This window comes from Bacillus sp. OxB-1 (assembly GCF_000829195.1).
Taxonomy (GTDB): domain Bacteria; phylum Bacillota; class Bacilli; order Bacillales_A; family Planococcaceae; genus Sporosarcina.
On the sequence record NZ_AP013294.1, the window covers coordinates 756076 to 774823 of the forward strand.

Here is an 18748-nt window from a genome sequence, read left to right on the forward strand (position 1 = left end):
CGATTGGTTGGACGACAACAGCGTTTCGTTGTACACCCGACCGTTCGTTGGAAATCCTGCCCCATTCGTTGGACATCTCCCCCGGTTGGTTGGAGAACTCCACGGGATGGTTGGACAACAACAGCGTTTCGTTGCACACCCGCCCATTCGTTGGACATCTCCCCCGGTTGGTTGGACAACTCCACGGGATGGTTGGACAACAACAGCGTTTCGTTGCACACCCGCCCATTCGTTGGACATCTCCCCCGGTTGGTTGGACAACTCCACGGCATGGTTGGACAGCAACGGAGTTTCGTTGCATACCCGCTCCTTCGTTGGAAACCCTGCCCCATTCGTTGGACATCTCCCCCGGTTGGTTGGAGAACTCCACGGGATGGTTGGACAACAACAGCGTTTGGTTGTACACCCGCCCCTTCGTTGGAAATCCCGACCCATTCGTTGGACATCTCCCCCGATTGGTTGGAGAACTCCCCAGAATGGTTGGACAACAACAGCGTTTCGTTGTACACCCGCCCGCTCTTCCTAAAAAGCCGACTTCCTCGATAATCCTCCAAGGTTGATTATTTCCCGTAATCGTTTTACCTTGAATGAAAGGACAAGGAGGGCGGCCTATGAAAATATTAGTGATTGAAGACAATGAAAGCGTGTCCTCGATGATCGAGCTCTTCTTTTCCAAGGAAGGGATCGACGGGGAGTTTATCCAGGACGGATTGGAAGGCTATCGGCGGGCAAGCGGAGAACATTGGGATTGCCTGATCATCGATTGGATGCTACCCGGCATGGACGGTGTCTCAATTTGCCGGAAACTGCGGGAAGCTGATGTCGATGTCCCGATTATCATGCTGACCGCCAAAGATAGTGAATCCGATCAAGTGCTCGGCTTGGAAATGGGCGCGGACGATTATGTGACGAAACCGTTCAGCCCCCTCGCCCTCATGGCGCGCATCCGAGCGGTGACCCGGCGCTATGCCCAGCCGCCCGTCCCTCCTGAAGAAGAAGGAGTTCTCCGGACAGCCCGTTTTAAAATGGATACCAACACTCGGGAGGTGCTGCTCGACGGCCAGCCGATTCCCAACTTGACACCGAAGGAATTCGATCTGCTTCATTTCTTCCTTCAACATCCGAGACAGGTGTTTTCCCGGGAGCAGCTCCTCGACCGCGTCTGGGGCTATGATTTTTACGGGGATGACCGCACTGTCGATGTCCATATCAAACGGCTCCGCACGAAAATCTCGACGGAAGACCGTTCCTTCTTCCATACCGTTTGGGGGGTCGGCTACCGATTTGATGAAACAAGTGGTGACCCGGCATGAAAGTGAAGGTCCTCTACCAGCAGCTCGCCAGCCATATCAGCGTCATCTTAATCGCCTTTCTGCTGTTGAGTCTGCTGTTATCCCATTATATCGAGCGATTCGTCTATGATAATAAAACCGAAGAGCTTACCTTGTACGGCAAGGAAATCTTGCGTGACATCGAACGGGACCGGCCGAATTCAAACCGGATCCTTCAATCGTACGGCCATGTGCTGAACGGACGGGATATTCAATACAGCCTGTTCGACGAGAATTCTGCAATCATTTATTCCACCGGCTTGAAAACGCCTCTAGTGGAGTTGGAGGAAAAAGAATGGAACCTCATTGCAAACGGCCATTCCGTCATTGTCAAGCAGGATTATAAACGATTTGACGTCGGCGTCACGTTTGTATTGCTTCCTTATATCCATAACAACCAGTTCATCGGCGGCATCCTGCTCACCTCCCCCATCAAGGGATCCCGGGAGATCATTTCGCAAATGAACCATTATTTGATCTACACGACATTGATCGCTTTAGGAGTGGCGCTTCTCATCAGTTGGATTTTGTCGACGTTCCATGTGAAACGTGTCGAAAGGTTGCGGCAAGGCGCGTCACGCGTCGCTCAAGGGGATTATTCTGTGCGCGTTCCTTCCTCGAATTTTGACGAAATCGGGGAGTTGTCCGGTGATTTCAATCGGATGGTGGAAAAATTGGAAGCTTCGCAAGCGGAAATCGAGAACTTGGAAAATCGGCGACGTCAATTCATGGCGGATGTCTCCCATGAGTTGCGTACTCCGCTGACGACAATCCGAGGCATCATGGAAGGGCTGCGCAATGATATGATTTCCGAATCGGAGAAGGAGAAAGGCTTGAACCTGGCAAGCAGCGAGACGATGCGGCTCATCCGTCTAGTGAATGAAAACCTAGACTACGAAAAAATCCGGGCCAACCAAGTGACACTCGATAAGCAAAGCATACAGCTTATCGATTTATTTGAAATTACGAAAGAACAGTTGGAAGGGCAGGCGCGCGCCAAGGGGAATCGCGTTCAGATTGAGGTCGAGCCGACAGTGCATGTCCTGGCCGACTATGACAGACTTCTGCAAGTGCTGATCAATATCGCAAAAAACAGCATCCAGTTCACGGAGAATGGGTTGATCCAATTGCGTGGCTTTGATGAAGGGGAATATACCATCATTGAAATCGAGGATAGCGGAATCGGCATGGATCCGGAAGACATTGAAAAGATTTGGAGCCGCTTCTACAAGGCGATCGTCTCCCGGACAACAAATCCATACGGGGAATTCGGCCTTGGTCTCTCCATCGTCAAGCAACTGATCACCCTCCACGGTGGAACGATTGAAGTCGCCAGCGCGAAGGGACAAGGGACCACGTTCACCATTGCCTTGCCGAAGACTTCGGAAGATTCTTGAACGTTCGGGTTCTTCCAAGCGAAAGTGCCGACTTGCAAGCAAACCTGACCGGAGCGCAAGCAATGGACGGTTTTCTACAAACAACCTGCTTCGGAATGCAAGCAACCCTTTCGGCAACGCAAGCAACCCCCTTCCCGTACCTGACCCAATTGAAAAGGCTGTCTCCTTGCACATCTTGGAGGCAGCCTTTCATTTTAATATTTACAGATGGAATCAATGTGGTAACGGATAGTGGCAATCACTTGTTCACTCGCCAAACGTTCGGGCTCGAAGAAAGCATGGATGGCAATTCCGTCAATGAGGGAATACAGCCGCTCCACCTCCAACTCAAAATCAAGCCCATCCTTCAATACCCCGCTTGCTGCTAAATGGCCCACCAATTTTTGGACGCCTTCCAAAATCATATCCTCTGGTATCGCCAATGTATCTTTCCGATGCCGGACATGAGCCATGAACGCGAACCATACTTCCATTTCAGCACGTGTCTCGACATTCACCGGCACAATTTCCAACAAGACGGCGAGGACCATTTCTTTCGGCGGCAAATCCCTTGTTACGACAGATCCGATTCGCGCGGTCGCCCGCTCTTGCACGAGAGTCATTGCATAGACTAGCAAATCATCTTGGTTCGAAAAATAATGACGGAGCGCTCCGAGCGAGAGCCCCGCCTCCTCCGCAATATTCCGCACTGTTGCCCCTTCCATCCCTTTATCCAAAATGACCCGCCACATTGCCTCCGCAATCTGCTCGCGTCTTTTCTCGTGATCGACAATTTTCGGCATACTTTCATTTTAGCAAATTAATTTTTCTGCGCAATGTACAATACACTTGTATTAAATAAAACAGATACTGTATACTGGTTTTAAATAATACTAACGTATTAAAAAGGGGCGTGCGCTTATGAATTTGATTGCCTGGACGATTATTGCATGTGAAGTTGGATTTTGGGTCGTCATCCTGCTTGGGCTACTGACCCGATATGTATTCAACCGGAAAAAACTCGGCTTGTTTTTCTTGGCCCTGACTCCCGTTGTCGATCTTCTATTATTAACCGTCACCGCAATAGATTTATACAACGGCGCAGCGGCAACACAGATTCATGCCTTGGCCGCTGTGTACCTGGGCGTCTCGATTGCGTTCGGTAAAAGCATGATTCGGTGGGCTGATGAACGGTTTCGCTACTATGTCAAAAAACAAGGCGAGAAGCCGAAGCGGAAAGCCGGTTGGGCATACGCACGCCATTCCATGAAAGGGTCATTCCAGCATCTTGTCGCTTTCTTAATCGGAGGTGCTCTGTTGCTGCTGATGATTTACCTTATCGGGGATCCAGAAAAAACAACCGCCCTGTCCGGCGTGCTGAAAACATGGGCACTGATCCTTGGCATCGACTTCGCGATTTCTGTTTCGTATTTTATTTGGCCACGGCCGGAAAAAAAGAAACAAAATGTTTCCTAGCGGTATAGGCGGTATGAAAAAGAAGGGGCTGTCCGTAAAGTCCAGGCACAGAGTTGGATACTAGCAAAAAGCAAGGGCGCCGGGAGACTCCTGCGGGAAAGCCGGCCGACGAGACCCCGCACGGCTGTAAGCCGGAGGAGGCTCGGCGGCTGGCCCGCGGAAAGCGACCAGAGCCCTTGCTTTTTGCGTGTTTAACCGGAAAATCCACTTTCTGGACAGCCCCTTATGCGTTCAGATGTCGCAATGCTTCTGCCACTTGTACAGTACGTTTGGCTTGGTGTTTGACGGCAGCTTGCACGTCCTCAACCATTTTGCCATCCTGTCCCACCGTAACGCTAGTTCCATATGGGTTGCCACCCGCCCCGAACGTGACGGCATCCGTGTAGCCCGGCGCTGCAACGATCGCTCCCCAGTGATACATGGTCGTATACAAAGAAAGGATAGTCGCTTCTTGGCCCCCATGCGGATTTTGTGCTGATGACATGGCGCTCACGGCTTTATTCGCAAGCTTCCCTTGTGCCCAAAGGCCACCGGTCGTATCCAGGAAGTTCTTCATCTGCCCGGGCATATTGCCGAACCGGGTTGGTACGCTGAAAATGATGGCGTCCGCCCATTCCAAATCCTCCGGAGTGACATCCGGCACGTCTTTTGTCGCGTCCACGTGCGCCCGCCATGCCTCGTTCGAATCAATGGCGGCTTGAGGCGCAGTCTCAGGGGCTTTCAACACCTTGACTTCCGAGCCGGCCTCCTTCGCCGCCTCCGCCGCCCATTGAGCGAGCTGGTAATTGGTCCCTGTCGAGCTATAATACACAATGGCTGTTTTCACCATACTCCTCTTCTCCTCTCTTGATTTCCAAAATAGCATGTCTATCCAATCTTCTTTTTATTCAATGGACGATGTTCTTTCCATACCAATCCGCCGCAGCTTCCACTTCGGATCGGGTGAGCGAATGACCGTTCATTTCCCAATGGATCGCCGTTTCTGCGCCTGCCGCACCTAATAACCCCGCCAATTCCTCTGCTTCTTCCGGCGGACACATCGGATCGTTCTTCCCTGCTGCTATGAACACCCGGACCCCTGCTAAATCGGGCAATTCCACCCCACGTCGAGGAACCATCGGGTGATGCAGGATGGCCCCCTTCAAACTGTTTGCATGATGGAATAGCAAACTTCCCGCAATATTGGCACCGTTTGAATACCCGATCGCCACCACATTGGAACGGTCGAAATTATATTTTCCGGCGGTCTCGTCAAGGAATTGATGCAATTCTGCCGTCCGGGCGATCAAATCTTCTTCGTCAAACACCCCTTCCGCCAAACGCCGGAAGAATCGAGGCATACCGTGTTCTGACACATTCCCACGGACACTCAACACCGATGCTTGCGGATCGACCCAATCCGCCAACTGCAATAAATCCTGTTCCGTTCCACCCGTGCCGTGCAGCAGAAGCAAAGTTGGTCTTTTCGGATCCTGTCCTTCTTTGAATATATGAATCATCCCGTCACCTCATAATTTATCTTTAATTCGAGATAAATATATCAATGCTTCTGCCGACTGTCAAAAAGTCTGTTTCATTGCAGGTTCGAAATCCGCCAGTATTGCCAAGCGACAATCCGCGACATCCAGGCAAGCCCTTTGCTTTCGGCAAGGTGGATGTCTTCCCAATCTCCATCGCCTCGAGCCAAATGATGTGGCGCTTGATCATGATAGCCCCATATATCGAACAAACCGTCCCGCCGCATGACCGCCGTCACTTCATAGTCGATTTGTGGTGCGGTGGTCAGCGGATTGCCGACTGCATGTTGAAGGAGAAAACCGGTCTCGCCTTCCCCGTGGTCCAATCGTTTCAGCGTGATGCCGTCAGATGAAGCGGTCGCCCGTTCCCGAAAACGCTTCAAGTAATTATAGGCGACCGACTCCCCGACCTGCTTCGTAAAGGTCAATGGAGAACGATCTAAATCATAGGCTAGTTCGATATCGACCCGCGTCCGGAACCCTTTCCCGTCCGGAGCGAATCCTCTGCCATCCCCTTTAAAATAATGGTTCGGCGACAGCGCATTCGGGTTCGTAAGCCATTGGTCTTGCAAGAAAGTCGTATAGCGGAATTTCCAATGGTCCACCCGTTTCCGGACTTCTTTCTCCTTGACGGGCAATAGCAGCTGACTCGGAGGTGCAATTTCCTTAGTCAGTAAAAATTGCTCCACTTCCGCTTCCTCTTTCGTAGAAAACGGATTGATGGCGCCAAACACTTGCGACACGATGGATTTACCGACGTTCAACCGTTCCTCGGACTGGGCCAATGGGCGTTCAGCATGGATGGAGTAGACGGAAGGCTCATCTACTGAGATATCCCGATCAATATATCGATTCCCCTTCACCGTTTCTACATAAACGCCGTTTCGCAAAATATGGTATGCTTCGATGTCTTTGATTTTTTCCCAAGATAACGCAATTTGCGTCTTGGCGACGATTGTGGTCATGACGATGGATTGCAGGGGATTCTCCTTATTCTTTTCCTCTGCGAACGCAGACGTCTGAAGGACGATGACATCGACCACTTCCCCATTTTCCAAACGTTCAACCGTGTACGTATAGAGTTTCGCATGGGTGAAATCACCATCACTGAACTCCGCAACCGTCCCTTCGTACAGATGCGTTCCGTCTTTATACACACGATACAGGCCGCCGACATCATTCCATGTGAATGAAATGAGATCCGCCTGATGCAAAACTGTCTGAATCTCAAATAATGGCTGCATGGACGCGAAGCCTCCTTCTACCCTTCATAATTGCTTGTTTTGGAAGAGACTAAACCTGGCAGTGGATCTTCTTATGATTTCCCGTCTTGCCAACGCTTGAAACTATGTTATAGTGAAGTGAAAAATAATTTCATCTGTTACCACTAGGGGAGTCTTGCAAAAGGACTGAGACGCGTATGGCTATGCGGACCCTTGGAACCTGATCTGGTTGATGCCAGCGGAGGGAAGTGGAGTGGCGATTGCAATCGTTCATTTTTCCAACACGCCCGCTTCCTGATCCGATCAGGAGGCGGTTTTTTTAATATCTAAAAAGGAGTGAATTACCATGTTGAACTCACCTGTACTTCTTCTACAACAATTACGGAAGGACCAACCTCTCGTTCACTGCATCACGAATATTGTCGTGGCCAACTTCCAGGCGAACGGCCTGCTTGCGTTGGGCGCGTCTCCGGTGATGGCGGATGCAGTCGAGGAAGCTGCTGAAATTGCGTCCGTCTCTTCTTGTACCGTCCTGAATATCGGCACCTTGAAGGCAGTCACGGTCGAGGCGATGATCCTCGCCGGCAAAAGTGCCAATACGCACGGAAAACCGGTCGTCCTCGACCCAGTCGGAGCCGGAGCGACAGCATTCCGCAAGCAGTCTGTGCTGCGTATTTTGGAGGAGGTCGAGGTCACGCTCATCCGTTGCAACGCAGGGGAACTGGCGGCCATTGCAGGTGTTACTTGGCAGGCGAAAGGCGTCGATGCCGGAGAGGGAGAAGCGGACGTGGTGAAATTGGCAAAACAAGTCGCAACTACCCACGATTGCCTTGTTGCGGTATCTGGCGAAGTCGACATCGTCACGGACGGTCAGAATCTCTTGTCCATTACTGGCGGACACCCATTAATGACGCGAGTGACGGGCGTGGGTTGCCTGTTAAGTTCCGTAGTAGGCGCTTTTTTAACCGTGGCGAATGAAAAACCATTGGAGGCGGCCGCCACGGCTTTGGCTTTCTATAAACAAGTTGGGGAACATGCGGCAGAAGCGGCCACAGGACCCGGAGATTTTGCAGTTCATTTTCTGAATGGATTGGCTTTAACGGAAGACCGATTGATTACAATAGGGGATTTTATTTCACAAGGAGGCATTTCACTATGACAGCAGTAGCGTTAACGATCGCTGGTTCGGATAGCGGGGGCGGGGCCGGCATCCAAGCCGACCTGAAAACCTTTCAGGAATTGGATGTATTCGGTACATCCGCACTGACCGCGGTTACGGCACAAAATACACTTGGCGTACATGGCGTCTATCCGATTGAAGCAGCCGGTGTCATTGCGCAGATAAAGGCAGTCTTGGAGGATTTCCATGTCGGTGCGGTGAAGACGGGGATGCTTTTTTCGGCTGATATCATTACAGCGGTGGCACAAACGTTGCGGATGTACGGACCACCGGCATTGATCATTGATCCTGTCATGATTGCAAAAGGCGGCGCTTCCCTCTTGCAGGAAGAGGCAGTGCATGCGTTACAACAGGAACTTATTCCGATTGCGGCAGTCGTCACACCGAACATCCCGGAAGCAGAAGTCCTGACAGGGGTTTCCATCGAAACGGATGATGACGTCTTGGAAGCGGCGGAGAAATTGTTGGAGCTCGGGGCCCAGGCAGTCGTGATGAAAGGCGGCCATCGCCACAACGAAAAATTTGCGGAAGACCTGTTCCTCTCCGCGGATGGCGAGCGGTTCCTTCTTCGCTCGGAGCGGATTAACACGAAGGATACGCATGGTACCGGCTGTACGTTTTCAGCAGCCATCACGGCATGGATGGCCAACGGAAAAACAGCTGGTGAATCCGTGATTGCTGCAAAACAATTCATCCAAGCAGCCATTCGGGATGGGCTGGAACTGGGCGCCGGACACGGTCCCACCAATCATTGGGCCTATCATCGCCTAGGCGAAAACGCGGGAAAGGGTGTCATCCTTGTCGATTAAAAAGCAGTTGAAATTATATTTCATCATGGGATCGAATAATACCGGAGCAGTCGAACCGCTCAATGTGTTGGAAGCGGCACTCCAGGGAGGTGTAACCTGCTTTCAATTACGGGAAAAAGGGGACGGAGCGTTGATCGGAGAGGCAAAACGAGAATTTGCGCAGCAATGCCAGCAGCTCTGTCAGCGCTATAGCGTCCCGTTCATCATCAATGATGACGTGGAATTGGCGATGGCCGTCGATGCAGACGGCGTCCATGTCGGACAGGACGACATGGACGCGGGGCGCGTGCGGGAACGGCTCGGGTCCAATAAAATTCTAGGCGTCTCCACACACACATTGGAAGAGGTTCAACAAGCGTTGGCAGACGGCGCAGATTACGTCGGCATGGGTCCCGTTTATGCGACCATGTCGAAAGCGGATGCCAAGCCGGTCGCGGGAACCGGGTTGATCCGGAAAACGGCTTCACTTCATCCCGATCTGCCGATTGTCGGCATCGGAGGCATCACTCTAGATAACTTCGAGCCCGTCATTCAAGCCGGCGCCAGCGGGGTGTCCTTGATTTCGGCCATTGCGTCGGCAGACGATCCTTTCGCCACCGCCCAGAAATTTGCAGCAACGATCGAGGAAATCATACAGAGGGAAGGGGCTTCATCATGAATACTCGTAAGATGGTCATCATGACGATGTTCGTCGCGATTGCGGTAGCGGGTTCGACGTTCGTTTCATTCCCGGCAGGCATCGCACGGGCTTATCCGATCCAGCACGCCGTCAACGTCATCGCAGCAATCCTGCTCGGACCCGTGCCCGCCGTCATCATTGCCTTTTTAACGGGATTGGTGCGGATTTTGACCGGCACCGGCTCCCTGTTGGCATTTCCCGGCGGCATGATCGGCGCGTTCCTGGCAGGTGTCATGTATAAGAGATTTGGCAAAGCATGGCTCGCCGGTGTCGGGGAAATGGTCGGTACAGGCATCCTCGCCTCCTTGTTCGCCGTCCCGTACGCCAAAATTCTGATGGGCACGACGTTCACAGCATTCTTCTTCGTCCCGCCCTTCCTCGTTTCGAGCGTCAGCGGCGCCCTGCTCGGCCTTGTACTAGCCGCCCGTTTGCAGGATACCCGGATTTCGTCGAAGATTGGTCAGATGGAATGAAGGTGCAACGCCAGGAATCCCGGAAACGGATGCTGGCGTTTTTTTAACCTTCACTTCTCTATGGATAATCGTCACTTTTGATGGAATATCCATCACTACGGCATACGTATCTGTCACTTTGTAGCAGATATTCGTCAAGTTCACAAGTTTATTCCTGAATTAGGACTTTACTCATAGATTTATCCGAGACAATAGATATCCCAATTCGGTCCGGTTCTCTACCCCCATCTTTTGAAAGACGTTTTGCAAATGCTTTTTCACGGTATTTACACTGATGGACAACGCCTCTCCAATTTCCTTATTCAATAAACCTTGCCGAACCAGTTTCACTATTTCCTTTTCCCGACTAGTTAATCTTGCCTCCAAAATCGGCTCTCTCTGCTCCTGACTAATCATGGCCGCTGCATTAAAAGCCCCCTCAATCGACTTTATAAGGAACTGGATACAGTTTCGGTCGACCTCACTAAAATGGCCTTCTTCCTTCTTCCGGACCAACCCGATTACCCCGACCAACTCCGACTTATCATAAATGTAAATTCCCATCTCATCGATATAACCAAACCGATCGAAATAGTGTAATGCGTATTCCGTCTTTTTAAATTGGTTATACGGCATGACATCTTTATTTTTCAGGATTGGAGCTGTGGGCACCCCAGTCGGTATATTCCCCGGTGCCAATACATCATGGGTATGATACGTTTCAAAATACTCATACATCGATTTGTCTTCAATATTAGTGAAGATCGGATCCATCAGCCGCCCTTCGTCATCAAGTAGCCAAAATAAATTGGTATAGCCAAACACTTCAAACAGACAATCAACCACTTTCTGACGATACGCTGTTAAATTACTACTATCCGAGTTAAATGCAACCCGGTCCAAACCTTCCATGATCTTCTTGTACTCTTTTTGCGTCAATTGCAACAAGTGATTTTCCTCCTGGTTCAGAATATTTGAAATGGTCATGTAACTCTTTCGGGTAATAGTATCCGTTATCCTCTTTGATTACAATGAAAAAAAGGAGGAGAGAAGATGAAAAAATCAGAATATGTGAATTATGATGGAATCGGTCTTGCGGAACTAGTGAAGAATAAGGAAGTAAAACCCGAAGAACTGGTTCAAACATCACTCGATCTCATCGAAGATTTGAATCCTGCACTCCATGCAGTCGCCTCAACAATCGAAGACCAAGCGTTGGAGGAAATCAAACAAGGACTGCCGAAAGGCCCGTTTGAAGGAGTACCATTCCTAATAAAAGAGCTAGTCCTTCATGCCAAAGGGGTTCCCGCCAATATGGGAAGCCGCCTAGCAGAAGGTATGACATTCCCTGTAGATAGTGAATTGATGGCCCGTTTCCGCAAAGCCGGTCTAGTAACGGTCGGGACAACGCCAACGCCGGAATTCGGCTATAATGCGACGACAGAGGCAACCTTCTATGGCGAGCCGGCAAAAAATCCGTGGGATACAAACCGCAGTCCGGGCGGATCCAGTGGAGGTTCATCATCCGCAGTCGCGGCCGGCATCGCACCTCTTGCCCATGCTAATGATGGCGGAGGGTCGATTAGGATTCCCGCCGCCTGTACCGGATTAGTCGGGTTGAAACCGACGAGAGGGCGCATTCCAGCCGGGCCTTTCAACAGTGAACCGCTCAATGGCATCGCCATCGAGTTTGCACTATCCAGGACTGTCCGTGACACAGCCACCTTGTTGGATGCGGTCGCCGGCCCGGATGTCGGTTGCTACGCCTGGGCTGAACCGCCGAAAACCCCATACGCCCAGGCAATGAAAACAACACCGAAGCCATTGAAAATTGCATGGACAGGAAAGCCGGCATCAGGAGTGCCCGTTGACGAGGAATGTCTTCGTGAGCTGCATGAAACCGTCAAACTTCTGGAGGATTTAGGCCATACAGTAGTGGAAGCCGCTCCTCAATACGATGCGGAGTCATTTAGCCAGGCAACCGTCCGTATCTGGACAGCTAACATTCACCATATGATCAATGGAGTAGCGTCTGCCTTAGGTCGTCAGCCGGGTGAAGATAATATAGAAGCGGCCATCTGGGAATGTTATAAATACGGGAAAGCGATGCCAGCGTCTGATCTTTTGGAAGCCATTGACACCAATGCAGCCGTTTCCCGTCAAGTCGGACAATTTTTCACGGACTATGATGTTTTACTCTCGCCAACCATTGCTACGCTGCCAACGCCATTAGGATTGCTGAATTCCAACAATCCTTCAATAGATGCGGTCGAATGGACAGAACAAATCTTCACCTATGCGCCATTCACCAACCTGTTCAACGCAACGGGACAACCATCCATCTCCCTTCCGATTGGATGGAGTAACGAAGGTTTACCGATTGGCATGCAGTTCACTGGCCGATTTGCGGATGAAACCACGCTTCTGCAATTAGCGGCGCAATTGGAAGAAGCGAAACCGTGGAAGGAGAAGAAGCCTCCCATTCGTAAATTGATGACCACTTCGTGATGGAAAGCCCGTTGTCTGATGTGGAGACGACGGGCTTTTCAATTGTAAGATGGATTGGCTTCTGCCGCCTCTCCTCTTCCCCTACCCACACTTCCTACCGTTCCTCACCAATTCCTATTTCGTTTCTTATTCAATTTCTATACTGCCAAATGTTCTCTCGGGATAGGTTTACATGCCAATGTGCTATACTTTATGAAAACGTGCGGGGGTGTTTTTATGGCTCAGTCAAGTTCGGATCATCGGATGACCGTCGCGGAAATCAGTGAGCGGGATGGATATTGGGAATTGATTGACGGGACACCGTATAATATGACGCCTGCTCCATCGCCTCTTCATCAAAGGGTTGTGGGCGAGCTGTTTTTTTCATTGCGATCCCACTATGGAAAAGGGGACTGCTCTGTGTATATGGCACCTTTTGATGTGCAATTGGACGAAACTGACCCCTATACCTTGGTCCAGCCAGACATTTCCGTTTTTTGCAATCAGGATTGGATTGGGGACAAACGGGCTATCGGAGCTCCCGAGCTCGTTGTCGAAGTGCTTTCTCCAGCAACCGCTTTACGGGATCGGAACCACAAGTTTAATTTATACGAGCGAACAGCCATTTCTGAATACTGGCTTGTCGATCCAGTTAATAAAACCATTGAAGTCTACGGGCTGGCGGAAGGTCGATATCGAAAACGGGCCGTGTTCGGGAAAGAGGATTCTCTTACCTCTTTCCACTTTAGAAATTTGGACATCGATTTAGACGCCGTCTTCTCTGATTGACAGGATAAGCCTCCTCCTCTTTGGATACACTATCGCGTATAGCAAAAAAGGAGGGTTCGCGATGCCATCAAATCGGACATCAGTGGCGGATTTGGATGCCAAGCAATTGGAGGAACTGACGGCACTGGAGCAAAAATTAGGAGTCATCTTGATCGCTTACGATGCCTCCTCTGGGAAATAACTTCATACAAAAAGGCAGCTTTCCAAGAGGAGCTGCCTTTTCCAATTACCGGACGGCCGACTGCAAGTTCACCAATTGATCCAAAGCCGTCTGGTAGTCCGTCATTATTTCCTCGATAATTTCTGCAACGGATTTGATTTCATCAATGAGCCCGATTGTTTGGCCGAGCGAGAGGACGCCCACATCCATGTTGCCGGTTTTGAGCATTTCCTCGTAGGCCTCCCCGCTTATATACGGAAAGATTTCTTCAAACGTCGCGCCTTGTTCTTCCAACCGGGCCAATTCCATCGCATGTTCCGTCTTGAATACCCTCGCCGTCCGGCCAATTGATCTCTTTACAAGAATTGTGTCCGTTTCGCTCGCCTCCCTCAATGAATCTTTAAGCCGCTGTGGAAGTTGGACTTCCTTCGATAATAAAAACCGGGATCCCATCTGCACGCCTTGCGCCCCAAGAGCGAGCGCTGCCAATACGGAGCGGCCCGTAGAAAATCCGCCAGCCGCTATCACAGGAACCGAAAGCTCTTTCACCGCTTTTTGAACGAGCGTCAAGCTAGTCGTGTCTTCCATGCCGGGATGTCCACCGCACTCGAATCCGTTGACGACAACCGCATCACAACCGAGCGATTCTGCCTTCTTCGCGAAGCGGACCGAGGGGGCCACGTGAACGACCTTCATGCCCGCCGCCTTCAAATCGGCCATGTATGGTGTCGGATTATTCCCCGATGTGAAGACGATCGGCACCCGCGCTTCAATCGTCCCTTCGACAAATTCATCCATCGACTTACGCGTCCCGATGGCGATATTGACGCCAAACGGCTGATCCGTGAGACTGCGCGTCGCCTCGATATCCCGCACCATCTCCTCCTTCGTCCCGTAACTCCCCGCAGTTATCAGCCCGAGACCTCCCGCATTGGAAACTGCGGAAACCAGCGCAGACGTACCGAGCCCTTGCAATCCTCCTTGGATTATGGGATAGCGGATGTTGAACAGCTTCGTAATTTGAGTCTCGACCATATGTACATGCCTCCTGTTATAAACGTGGTGGTGAATGTTCTATTCTTAATTAATGAGTTTTCTGGAGTTATAAGCCATTCCCACGAGATATAAGCGGTACTTTCAAGTTATAAGCGCACGTCCAATTTAACCTCCCACCATATGCAAATAAATATGAAGAATGCAGAACAGCACGACGGCGTATCGCCAATTCCACCTGAATGAGATGGTGAACAGGTCGATACGCAATTCTTTGGACAATAGATTATTCACTGCTGTGCTCGGTGAAATTGTATTGGCTACTGCGGTGCTTCCCAATAAAAGAAAAGCGAATTGCATTGGAGTGAATCCGATGACCGTGGGATCAATTGTCGTAACAAAAACTGTTAATAACACGACTGGGTGCAACCCGGCCACCGCCGCCCCAATCATCGCAATCGAGAGGAAGATACCGAGTAATAGTGTAGAAGAGCCGAATGCCCAATTCAACAAATCGACGAATTGGTCACTTAACGGCGAACGGACGAATACGTAACTGAATATCCCCGCGACGAGAAATAGAGTAAACTCTCCTTGTAAACTTGGTATGGCGGTCGTCGTATGCCGTTTCACCTCATCCATGTATTTTCCGGATTGGCCTTTGATCAGGCACCACACTAAAGGAAACAGGAGGGATACCGTCGCAATGGACATGACCATCCCGATATCCGTCATCTGCATCACCGCTAAGACGAACCCGGTGGATAAAAGTAAGACGGCCACCAACTCAACCAGTTTAAGGGCGGTCTTCTTCGGCGATTCGTCTTCTTTCATTTGCTGGACATCTGCCCGAATCAAAGCCTTTTCACTGCGAAACGCTTTGCTTTCCATCGCGACAGCGACCGCTAGGGAAATAAGTACAAAGCCGATTGAATGCAGAGCCATCGCACTCCATGCAACGTCCAACTGGCCAATCACCAAAATCATAATCGCCAAGTACGGGGACCATGTCGTAATGGTCGTATACCCCCGCACTAGAATACTGGCGATCAACCGTTTCGACTTCAAATTGGAACTCGAAAGCAAATGCAGGTTGATGACAATGGAGCCGACATTCAAGACGACCGACAACAGATGCGTCAGCAGTAGGAAAATGACATAAGAGATGCCGGTCCGGTTTCCTAATTTGGACAACACCCGCTGTAAACTCTCAATGTAATCTCCCGTCCTGACCGGAATGCCAAGCAGGGGGGCCAATACTAGGATGCAAACGATAGATAGATTCGTATTGGCCCCTTCCAGCAATATTTTTACGGAATTCGGTTGTGCCACCAATAAGGCGACCGTCGAGATGAGAAGGACGTACGTCATCCGTCCGACCATCCCCCTCAAGACGGGAAGTGAGACCAAAATATAAATGCACGTGTACACACTGGCAAAGTTCCGGATCATCTGATTGTCCAACAGCTGGATCAATATATAGTTAACGACTAATAAGATGGCTAAAATTCCGCGATATTCCATTTTAGTCATCCGCAACTGGTTGCGAAGAACGATTGTCTGGCCCATGGTATGATTACTTCTTTCTATGTATAATCTGAATCTTCTACAATAAATTCTATCATACCCGGAACCTCCTAAAGAAGAAAGGCTTTGATTTCCTAATGTAATTCCACATATGGTGAAGGAGGGAGGACAAAGTTTCATCTCGCCGTTTTCAGGGAATAACGGAAGTCATAGCTGAATTTGGGGGTGTCGATTTGATTACAAAATATGGGGCATTATTGACGAAAGAGGATTTTTCCAACCGTTCTGACTTGCCGGATTGGTTGTTGCGAGAGTACAAGACTTTCCATGAAACAGTGACGGATAAAACATTTCCCTGTTATTTCGGAATGAGCGGTGAACTGAAAGGGGAGCTGCGCTATGCGTATATAACGCAGGATGACTGGTCCAATTTGCCGGAAGCACTCCAGTCTTTTTTGCAGCTGTTCGAGGACCCTGAGCATAAACGGCATGGGTTATTCGTGTTTGTCGAGCCGTTTGAGAAGGAAGGAACTTTGGATGAGTATCGAAAGCAGTTCTGGGAAATCCTGCAATACCTGCATGATGCGGATGAAGTCGAATGGCCGACGGATAGCCCGCGCGACCCGGACCATTATTTGTGGGACTTTCACTTTCACGGAGAACCGATTTTTGCATTCGGGAACACACCTGCCTATAAGCAGCGGAAAACTCGGGATCTCGGAAATGCCATGGTCATCGGTTTTCAGCCGCGCAAGATTTTCAAAGGATTGAAAGGGACGGAAAAGGGCGGCATCATGTCGCGCGAAAAAGTCCGTGAACGTGTCGAAGTGTGGGATCAGTTGCCGAAGCACCCCGACATCAGCCATTACGGCGACCCTGAGCATAATGAGTGGAAGCAGTTTTTCATCGGGGACGATAGTGAGCCGATTGTCGGGAAATGCCCGTTCTCCCATAAGGAAATGCAATAAAGCCGCCCACGATGGACGGCTTTATTTTTGTCATTCACTCATTTTTTAAATTTCCCATCGTCGGTCCGAAACTATCCAACGGTTCGTTATAGACTTCGAAGAACTCTTGTGCCAATGATTCAGGAGATCCCGATGAACCGATTCTTTTGACCACCAATTCATCCTTTCTCATCTCCACTTGAACCTCTTCCCAGCCAACGACTCCCAAATGGCTAAGCATTTCTTCGGTAAGAGTGACACCAAAAGAATCCCCGATCGGTACAATTTGTTGCAGCGATATCTTTGAATTCTTGCCGTCTTGATTCACAGCCATCCCTCCACCGCATTATTTCATTCCTAGTATAGGCAATAAGCTTCCGATTATTTCCCGTTTGCTGTCGATTTCCCGGGAAATAAAACGAATTATTTCCCCGCTATTCCGTAATAGCGTTTAATTTCTTCTTCAGGCACCATGCCGCCACCCGTTGCCCACACCATATGGGTCGCTTCGACAGCATCCGCCTTTCCAGCTTTCGCCTGGATACTTTTCAACGGACCCGGCATGCCTGCAAGCGCGGATGGCTCCAGATAGATCCCTTCTTTGTCCGCCAGCAACTTTAATAAGGAGAACAAAGTATTGTCGGATACGGTGTAGCAGCCATCTATGAATGGCAGCATTGTTTTTCCGACAAATCCTGATGGCGTTCCGACTGCGAGACCGTCCGCTGCGGTTTTATTGTCGAGCCCAAAATCATGCACGGAAATCGCATCATGCAACCCGGTCATCATCCCGAGTGTCATGCAGGGGGAATGAGTCGGTTCGGCGAAGAAGCAATGGACATGATCGCCAAAGACGAGCTTCAGCCCGAATGCCACGCCGCCCGGGCCACCCCCGACTCCGCAAGGCAAATAGACGAATAAAGGATGCTCTGCGTCCACGACAGTTCCCCGATCTTTCAATTGCCGTGCGACCCGTTCGCCCGCAACCGCATAACCTAAGAAAAGATCCCTTGAATTTTCATCGTCAATGAAATGGCAAGACGGATCGGATTCCGCCTGACGCCGTCCCTCTTCGACAGCCTTGCTGTAATCATCCGCGTATTCGACAACGGTAACCCCTTTTTCGCGTAACATGTCTTTTTTCCACTGCTTTGCATCAGCCGACATATGGACCGTGACATGGAATCCTAGCTCTGCGCTCATGATCCCGATGCTCAACCCCAAGTTCCCTGTCGAGCCGACCGCGATTTTATGCTTCGCAAACAATTCCCGAAACGCCGGCTCTGCAAATCTGCTGTAGTCCTCCCCTTCGGATATCCATCCATGTTGGAAGGCAAGTGTTTCTGCATGCTTCAGTACTTCGTAAATGCCGCCCCTTGCCTTGATGGAACCGGAAATCGGCAAACGATTATCCTGCTTCAAAAGCAATCGGCCTGGTATGGAAATCCCGTAACGGCCAGCCAAGGCCTCTTTCATCTCATGGATAGCCGTAAGCGGCGATTCAATCAAACCTTTCGAATCTTCAGTTTCCGGGAAAACCCGCTCTATATAGGGAGCAAATCGACGGAGGCGGTCTGATGCATCCCGGACGTCCGCTGCCGTCAATCCTGTTTTTGCCAGGCCGCTTTCAGTCGATTCCAGAAGAGGATTCATCCAGACAATCTCCTCCCCCTCCATCATCCGCCTGATTTGCGGGATCTTCTCTTTCCACAAGTTCACGTCCATATGTGAGCCACTCCTTTTTGGAAAAGTAGTAGCAATAGTATAGCATGTGACTGGATCGGGTTGTTAATCCAACACGA

Annotated in this window: 19 protein-coding genes and 1 riboswitch; of the genes, 10 read left to right on the forward strand and 9 right to left on the reverse strand. The window is 50.3% G+C overall.

From position 1 onward, the window contains the following. Nucleotides 1-611 precede the first annotated feature (611 nt). Both OXB_RS03995 and OXB_RS04000 read left to right on the forward strand, forming a co-directional pair. Nucleotides 612-1313: a response regulator transcription factor gene (locus tag OXB_RS03995; protein ID WP_041072089.1), complete on the forward strand. Its 702-nt coding sequence runs from the start codon at nucleotides 612-614 to the stop codon at nucleotides 1311-1313. Further along, nucleotides 1310-2728, forward strand: coding sequence for a sensor histidine kinase (locus OXB_RS04000; RefSeq protein ID WP_041072091.1), 1419 nt, complete (start codon nucleotides 1310-1312; stop codon nucleotides 2726-2728). Before OXB_RS03995 ends, OXB_RS04000 begins: the two co-directional genes overlap by 4 nt. Nucleotides 2729-2922: 194 nt before the next feature. Here the strand turns inward: OXB_RS04000 and OXB_RS04005 are convergent, their stop codons facing one another. Continuing rightward, nucleotides 2923-3510 carry a TetR/AcrR family transcriptional regulator gene (locus tag OXB_RS04005; RefSeq protein WP_041072093.1) on the reverse strand — a complete coding sequence of 196 codons (588 nt, stop codon included), beginning with the start codon at nucleotides 3508-3510 and terminating at the stop codon, nucleotides 2923-2925. 118 nt (nucleotides 3511-3628) lie between these two features. Here OXB_RS04005 and OXB_RS04010 point away from each other — a divergent pair, with 118 nt between their 5' ends. Next, nucleotides 3629-4183, forward strand: coding sequence for a hypothetical protein (locus tag OXB_RS04010; protein ID WP_041072095.1), 555 nt, complete (start codon nucleotides 3629-3631; stop codon nucleotides 4181-4183). Nucleotides 4184-4406: 223 nt separating this feature from the next. On the opposite strand, the gene wrbA is transcribed toward OXB_RS04010, so the two are convergent. From wrbA to OXB_RS04025, 3 genes are all read right to left on the reverse strand, one after another. Beyond that, nucleotides 4407-5012, reverse strand: a complete 606-nt coding sequence (gene wrbA / locus OXB_RS04015) for an NAD(P)H:quinone oxidoreductase (protein ID WP_041072097.1) — start codon at nucleotides 5010-5012, stop codon at nucleotides 4407-4409. Between the two features lie 58 nt (nucleotides 5013-5070). Further along, nucleotides 5071-5682, reverse strand: coding sequence for an alpha/beta hydrolase (locus OXB_RS04020; RefSeq protein WP_041072099.1), 612 nt, complete (start codon nucleotides 5680-5682; stop codon nucleotides 5071-5073). A gap of 74 nt (nucleotides 5683-5756) precedes the next feature. Continuing rightward, nucleotides 5757-6944, reverse strand: a complete 1188-nt coding sequence (locus OXB_RS04025) for a DUF3238 domain-containing protein (RefSeq protein ID WP_041072100.1) — start codon at nucleotides 6942-6944, stop codon at nucleotides 5757-5759. 135 nt (nucleotides 6945-7079) lie between these two features. Then, nucleotides 7080-7187, forward strand: a riboswitch (TPP riboswitch). Between the two features lie 82 nt (nucleotides 7188-7269). Between OXB_RS04025 and thiM the strand changes: the two genes are divergently transcribed. The 4 genes from thiM to thiW are packed head-to-tail and all read left to right on the forward strand — an operon-like array spanning nucleotide 7270 to nucleotide 10064. Continuing rightward, the gene (thiM, locus tag OXB_RS04030) at nucleotides 7270-8082 is read left to right on the forward strand and encodes a hydroxyethylthiazole kinase (RefSeq protein WP_041072103.1); all 813 of its coding nucleotides are present in this window, start codon (nucleotides 7270-7272) and stop codon (nucleotides 8080-8082) included. After that, complete coding sequence (gene thiD, locus OXB_RS04035) at nucleotides 8079-8912, forward strand: bifunctional hydroxymethylpyrimidine kinase/phosphomethylpyrimidine kinase (protein ID WP_041072105.1); 834 nt, start codon at nucleotides 8079-8081, stop codon at nucleotides 8910-8912. Before thiM ends, thiD begins: the two co-directional genes overlap by 4 nt. Beyond that, nucleotides 8893-9570, forward strand: a complete 678-nt coding sequence (gene thiE / locus OXB_RS04040; RefSeq protein ID WP_041072106.1) for a thiamine phosphate synthase — start codon at nucleotides 8893-8895, stop codon at nucleotides 9568-9570. The genes thiD and thiE overlap by 20 nt, the downstream gene beginning before the upstream one ends. Then, nucleotides 9567-10064, forward strand: a complete 498-nt coding sequence (gene thiW, locus OXB_RS04045) for an energy coupling factor transporter S component ThiW (protein ID WP_041072108.1) — start codon at nucleotides 9567-9569, stop codon at nucleotides 10062-10064. Before thiE ends, thiW begins: the two co-directional genes overlap by 4 nt. Nucleotides 10065-10235: 171 nt before the next feature. Here thiW and OXB_RS17865 read toward each other — a convergent pair whose 3' ends face one another. Next, nucleotides 10236-10991, reverse strand: coding sequence for a response regulator transcription factor (locus OXB_RS17865; protein WP_158333636.1), 756 nt, complete (start codon nucleotides 10989-10991; stop codon nucleotides 10236-10238). Between the two features lie 105 nt (nucleotides 10992-11096). Between OXB_RS17865 and OXB_RS04055 the strand changes: the two genes are divergently transcribed. Further along, complete coding sequence (locus tag OXB_RS04055) at nucleotides 11097-12551, forward strand: amidase (RefSeq protein ID WP_041072110.1); 1455 nt, start codon at nucleotides 11097-11099, stop codon at nucleotides 12549-12551. A 216-nt stretch (nucleotides 12552-12767) separates the two neighbouring features. Beyond that, on the forward strand, nucleotides 12768-13319 hold the full coding sequence (locus OXB_RS04060; RefSeq protein ID WP_041072112.1) for a Uma2 family endonuclease: 552 nt from the start codon (nucleotides 12768-12770) through the stop codon (nucleotides 13317-13319). Between the two features lie 226 nt (nucleotides 13320-13545). On the opposite strand, the gene OXB_RS04065 is transcribed toward OXB_RS04060, so the two are convergent. Then, nucleotides 13546-14514, reverse strand: a complete 969-nt coding sequence (locus OXB_RS04065; protein WP_041072114.1) for an NAD(P)H-dependent flavin oxidoreductase — start codon at nucleotides 14512-14514, stop codon at nucleotides 13546-13548. A 126-nt stretch (nucleotides 14515-14640) separates the two neighbouring features. Next, a complete protein-coding gene (locus OXB_RS04070) occupies nucleotides 14641-16041 on the reverse strand; it encodes a hypothetical protein (RefSeq protein ID WP_041072116.1) in 1401 nt (466 codons plus the stop codon). A gap of 191 nt (nucleotides 16042-16232) precedes the next feature. Here OXB_RS04070 and OXB_RS04075 point away from each other — a divergent pair, with 191 nt between their 5' ends. Next, on the forward strand, nucleotides 16233-16967 hold the full coding sequence (locus OXB_RS04075; protein WP_041072118.1) for a YqcI/YcgG family protein: 735 nt from the start codon (nucleotides 16233-16235) through the stop codon (nucleotides 16965-16967). 34 nt (nucleotides 16968-17001) lie between these two features. Here OXB_RS04075 and OXB_RS04080 read toward each other — a convergent pair whose 3' ends face one another. Continuing rightward, entirely contained in the window at nucleotides 17002-17280 is a 279-nt protein-coding gene (locus OXB_RS04080) for a hypothetical protein (protein WP_144399645.1), read from the reverse strand. Between the two features lie 89 nt (nucleotides 17281-17369). Next, nucleotides 17370-18671: a D-serine ammonia-lyase gene (locus OXB_RS04085; RefSeq protein WP_041072122.1), complete on the reverse strand. Its 1302-nt coding sequence runs from the start codon at nucleotides 18669-18671 to the stop codon at nucleotides 17370-17372. Nucleotides 18672-18748 lie beyond the last annotated feature (77 nt).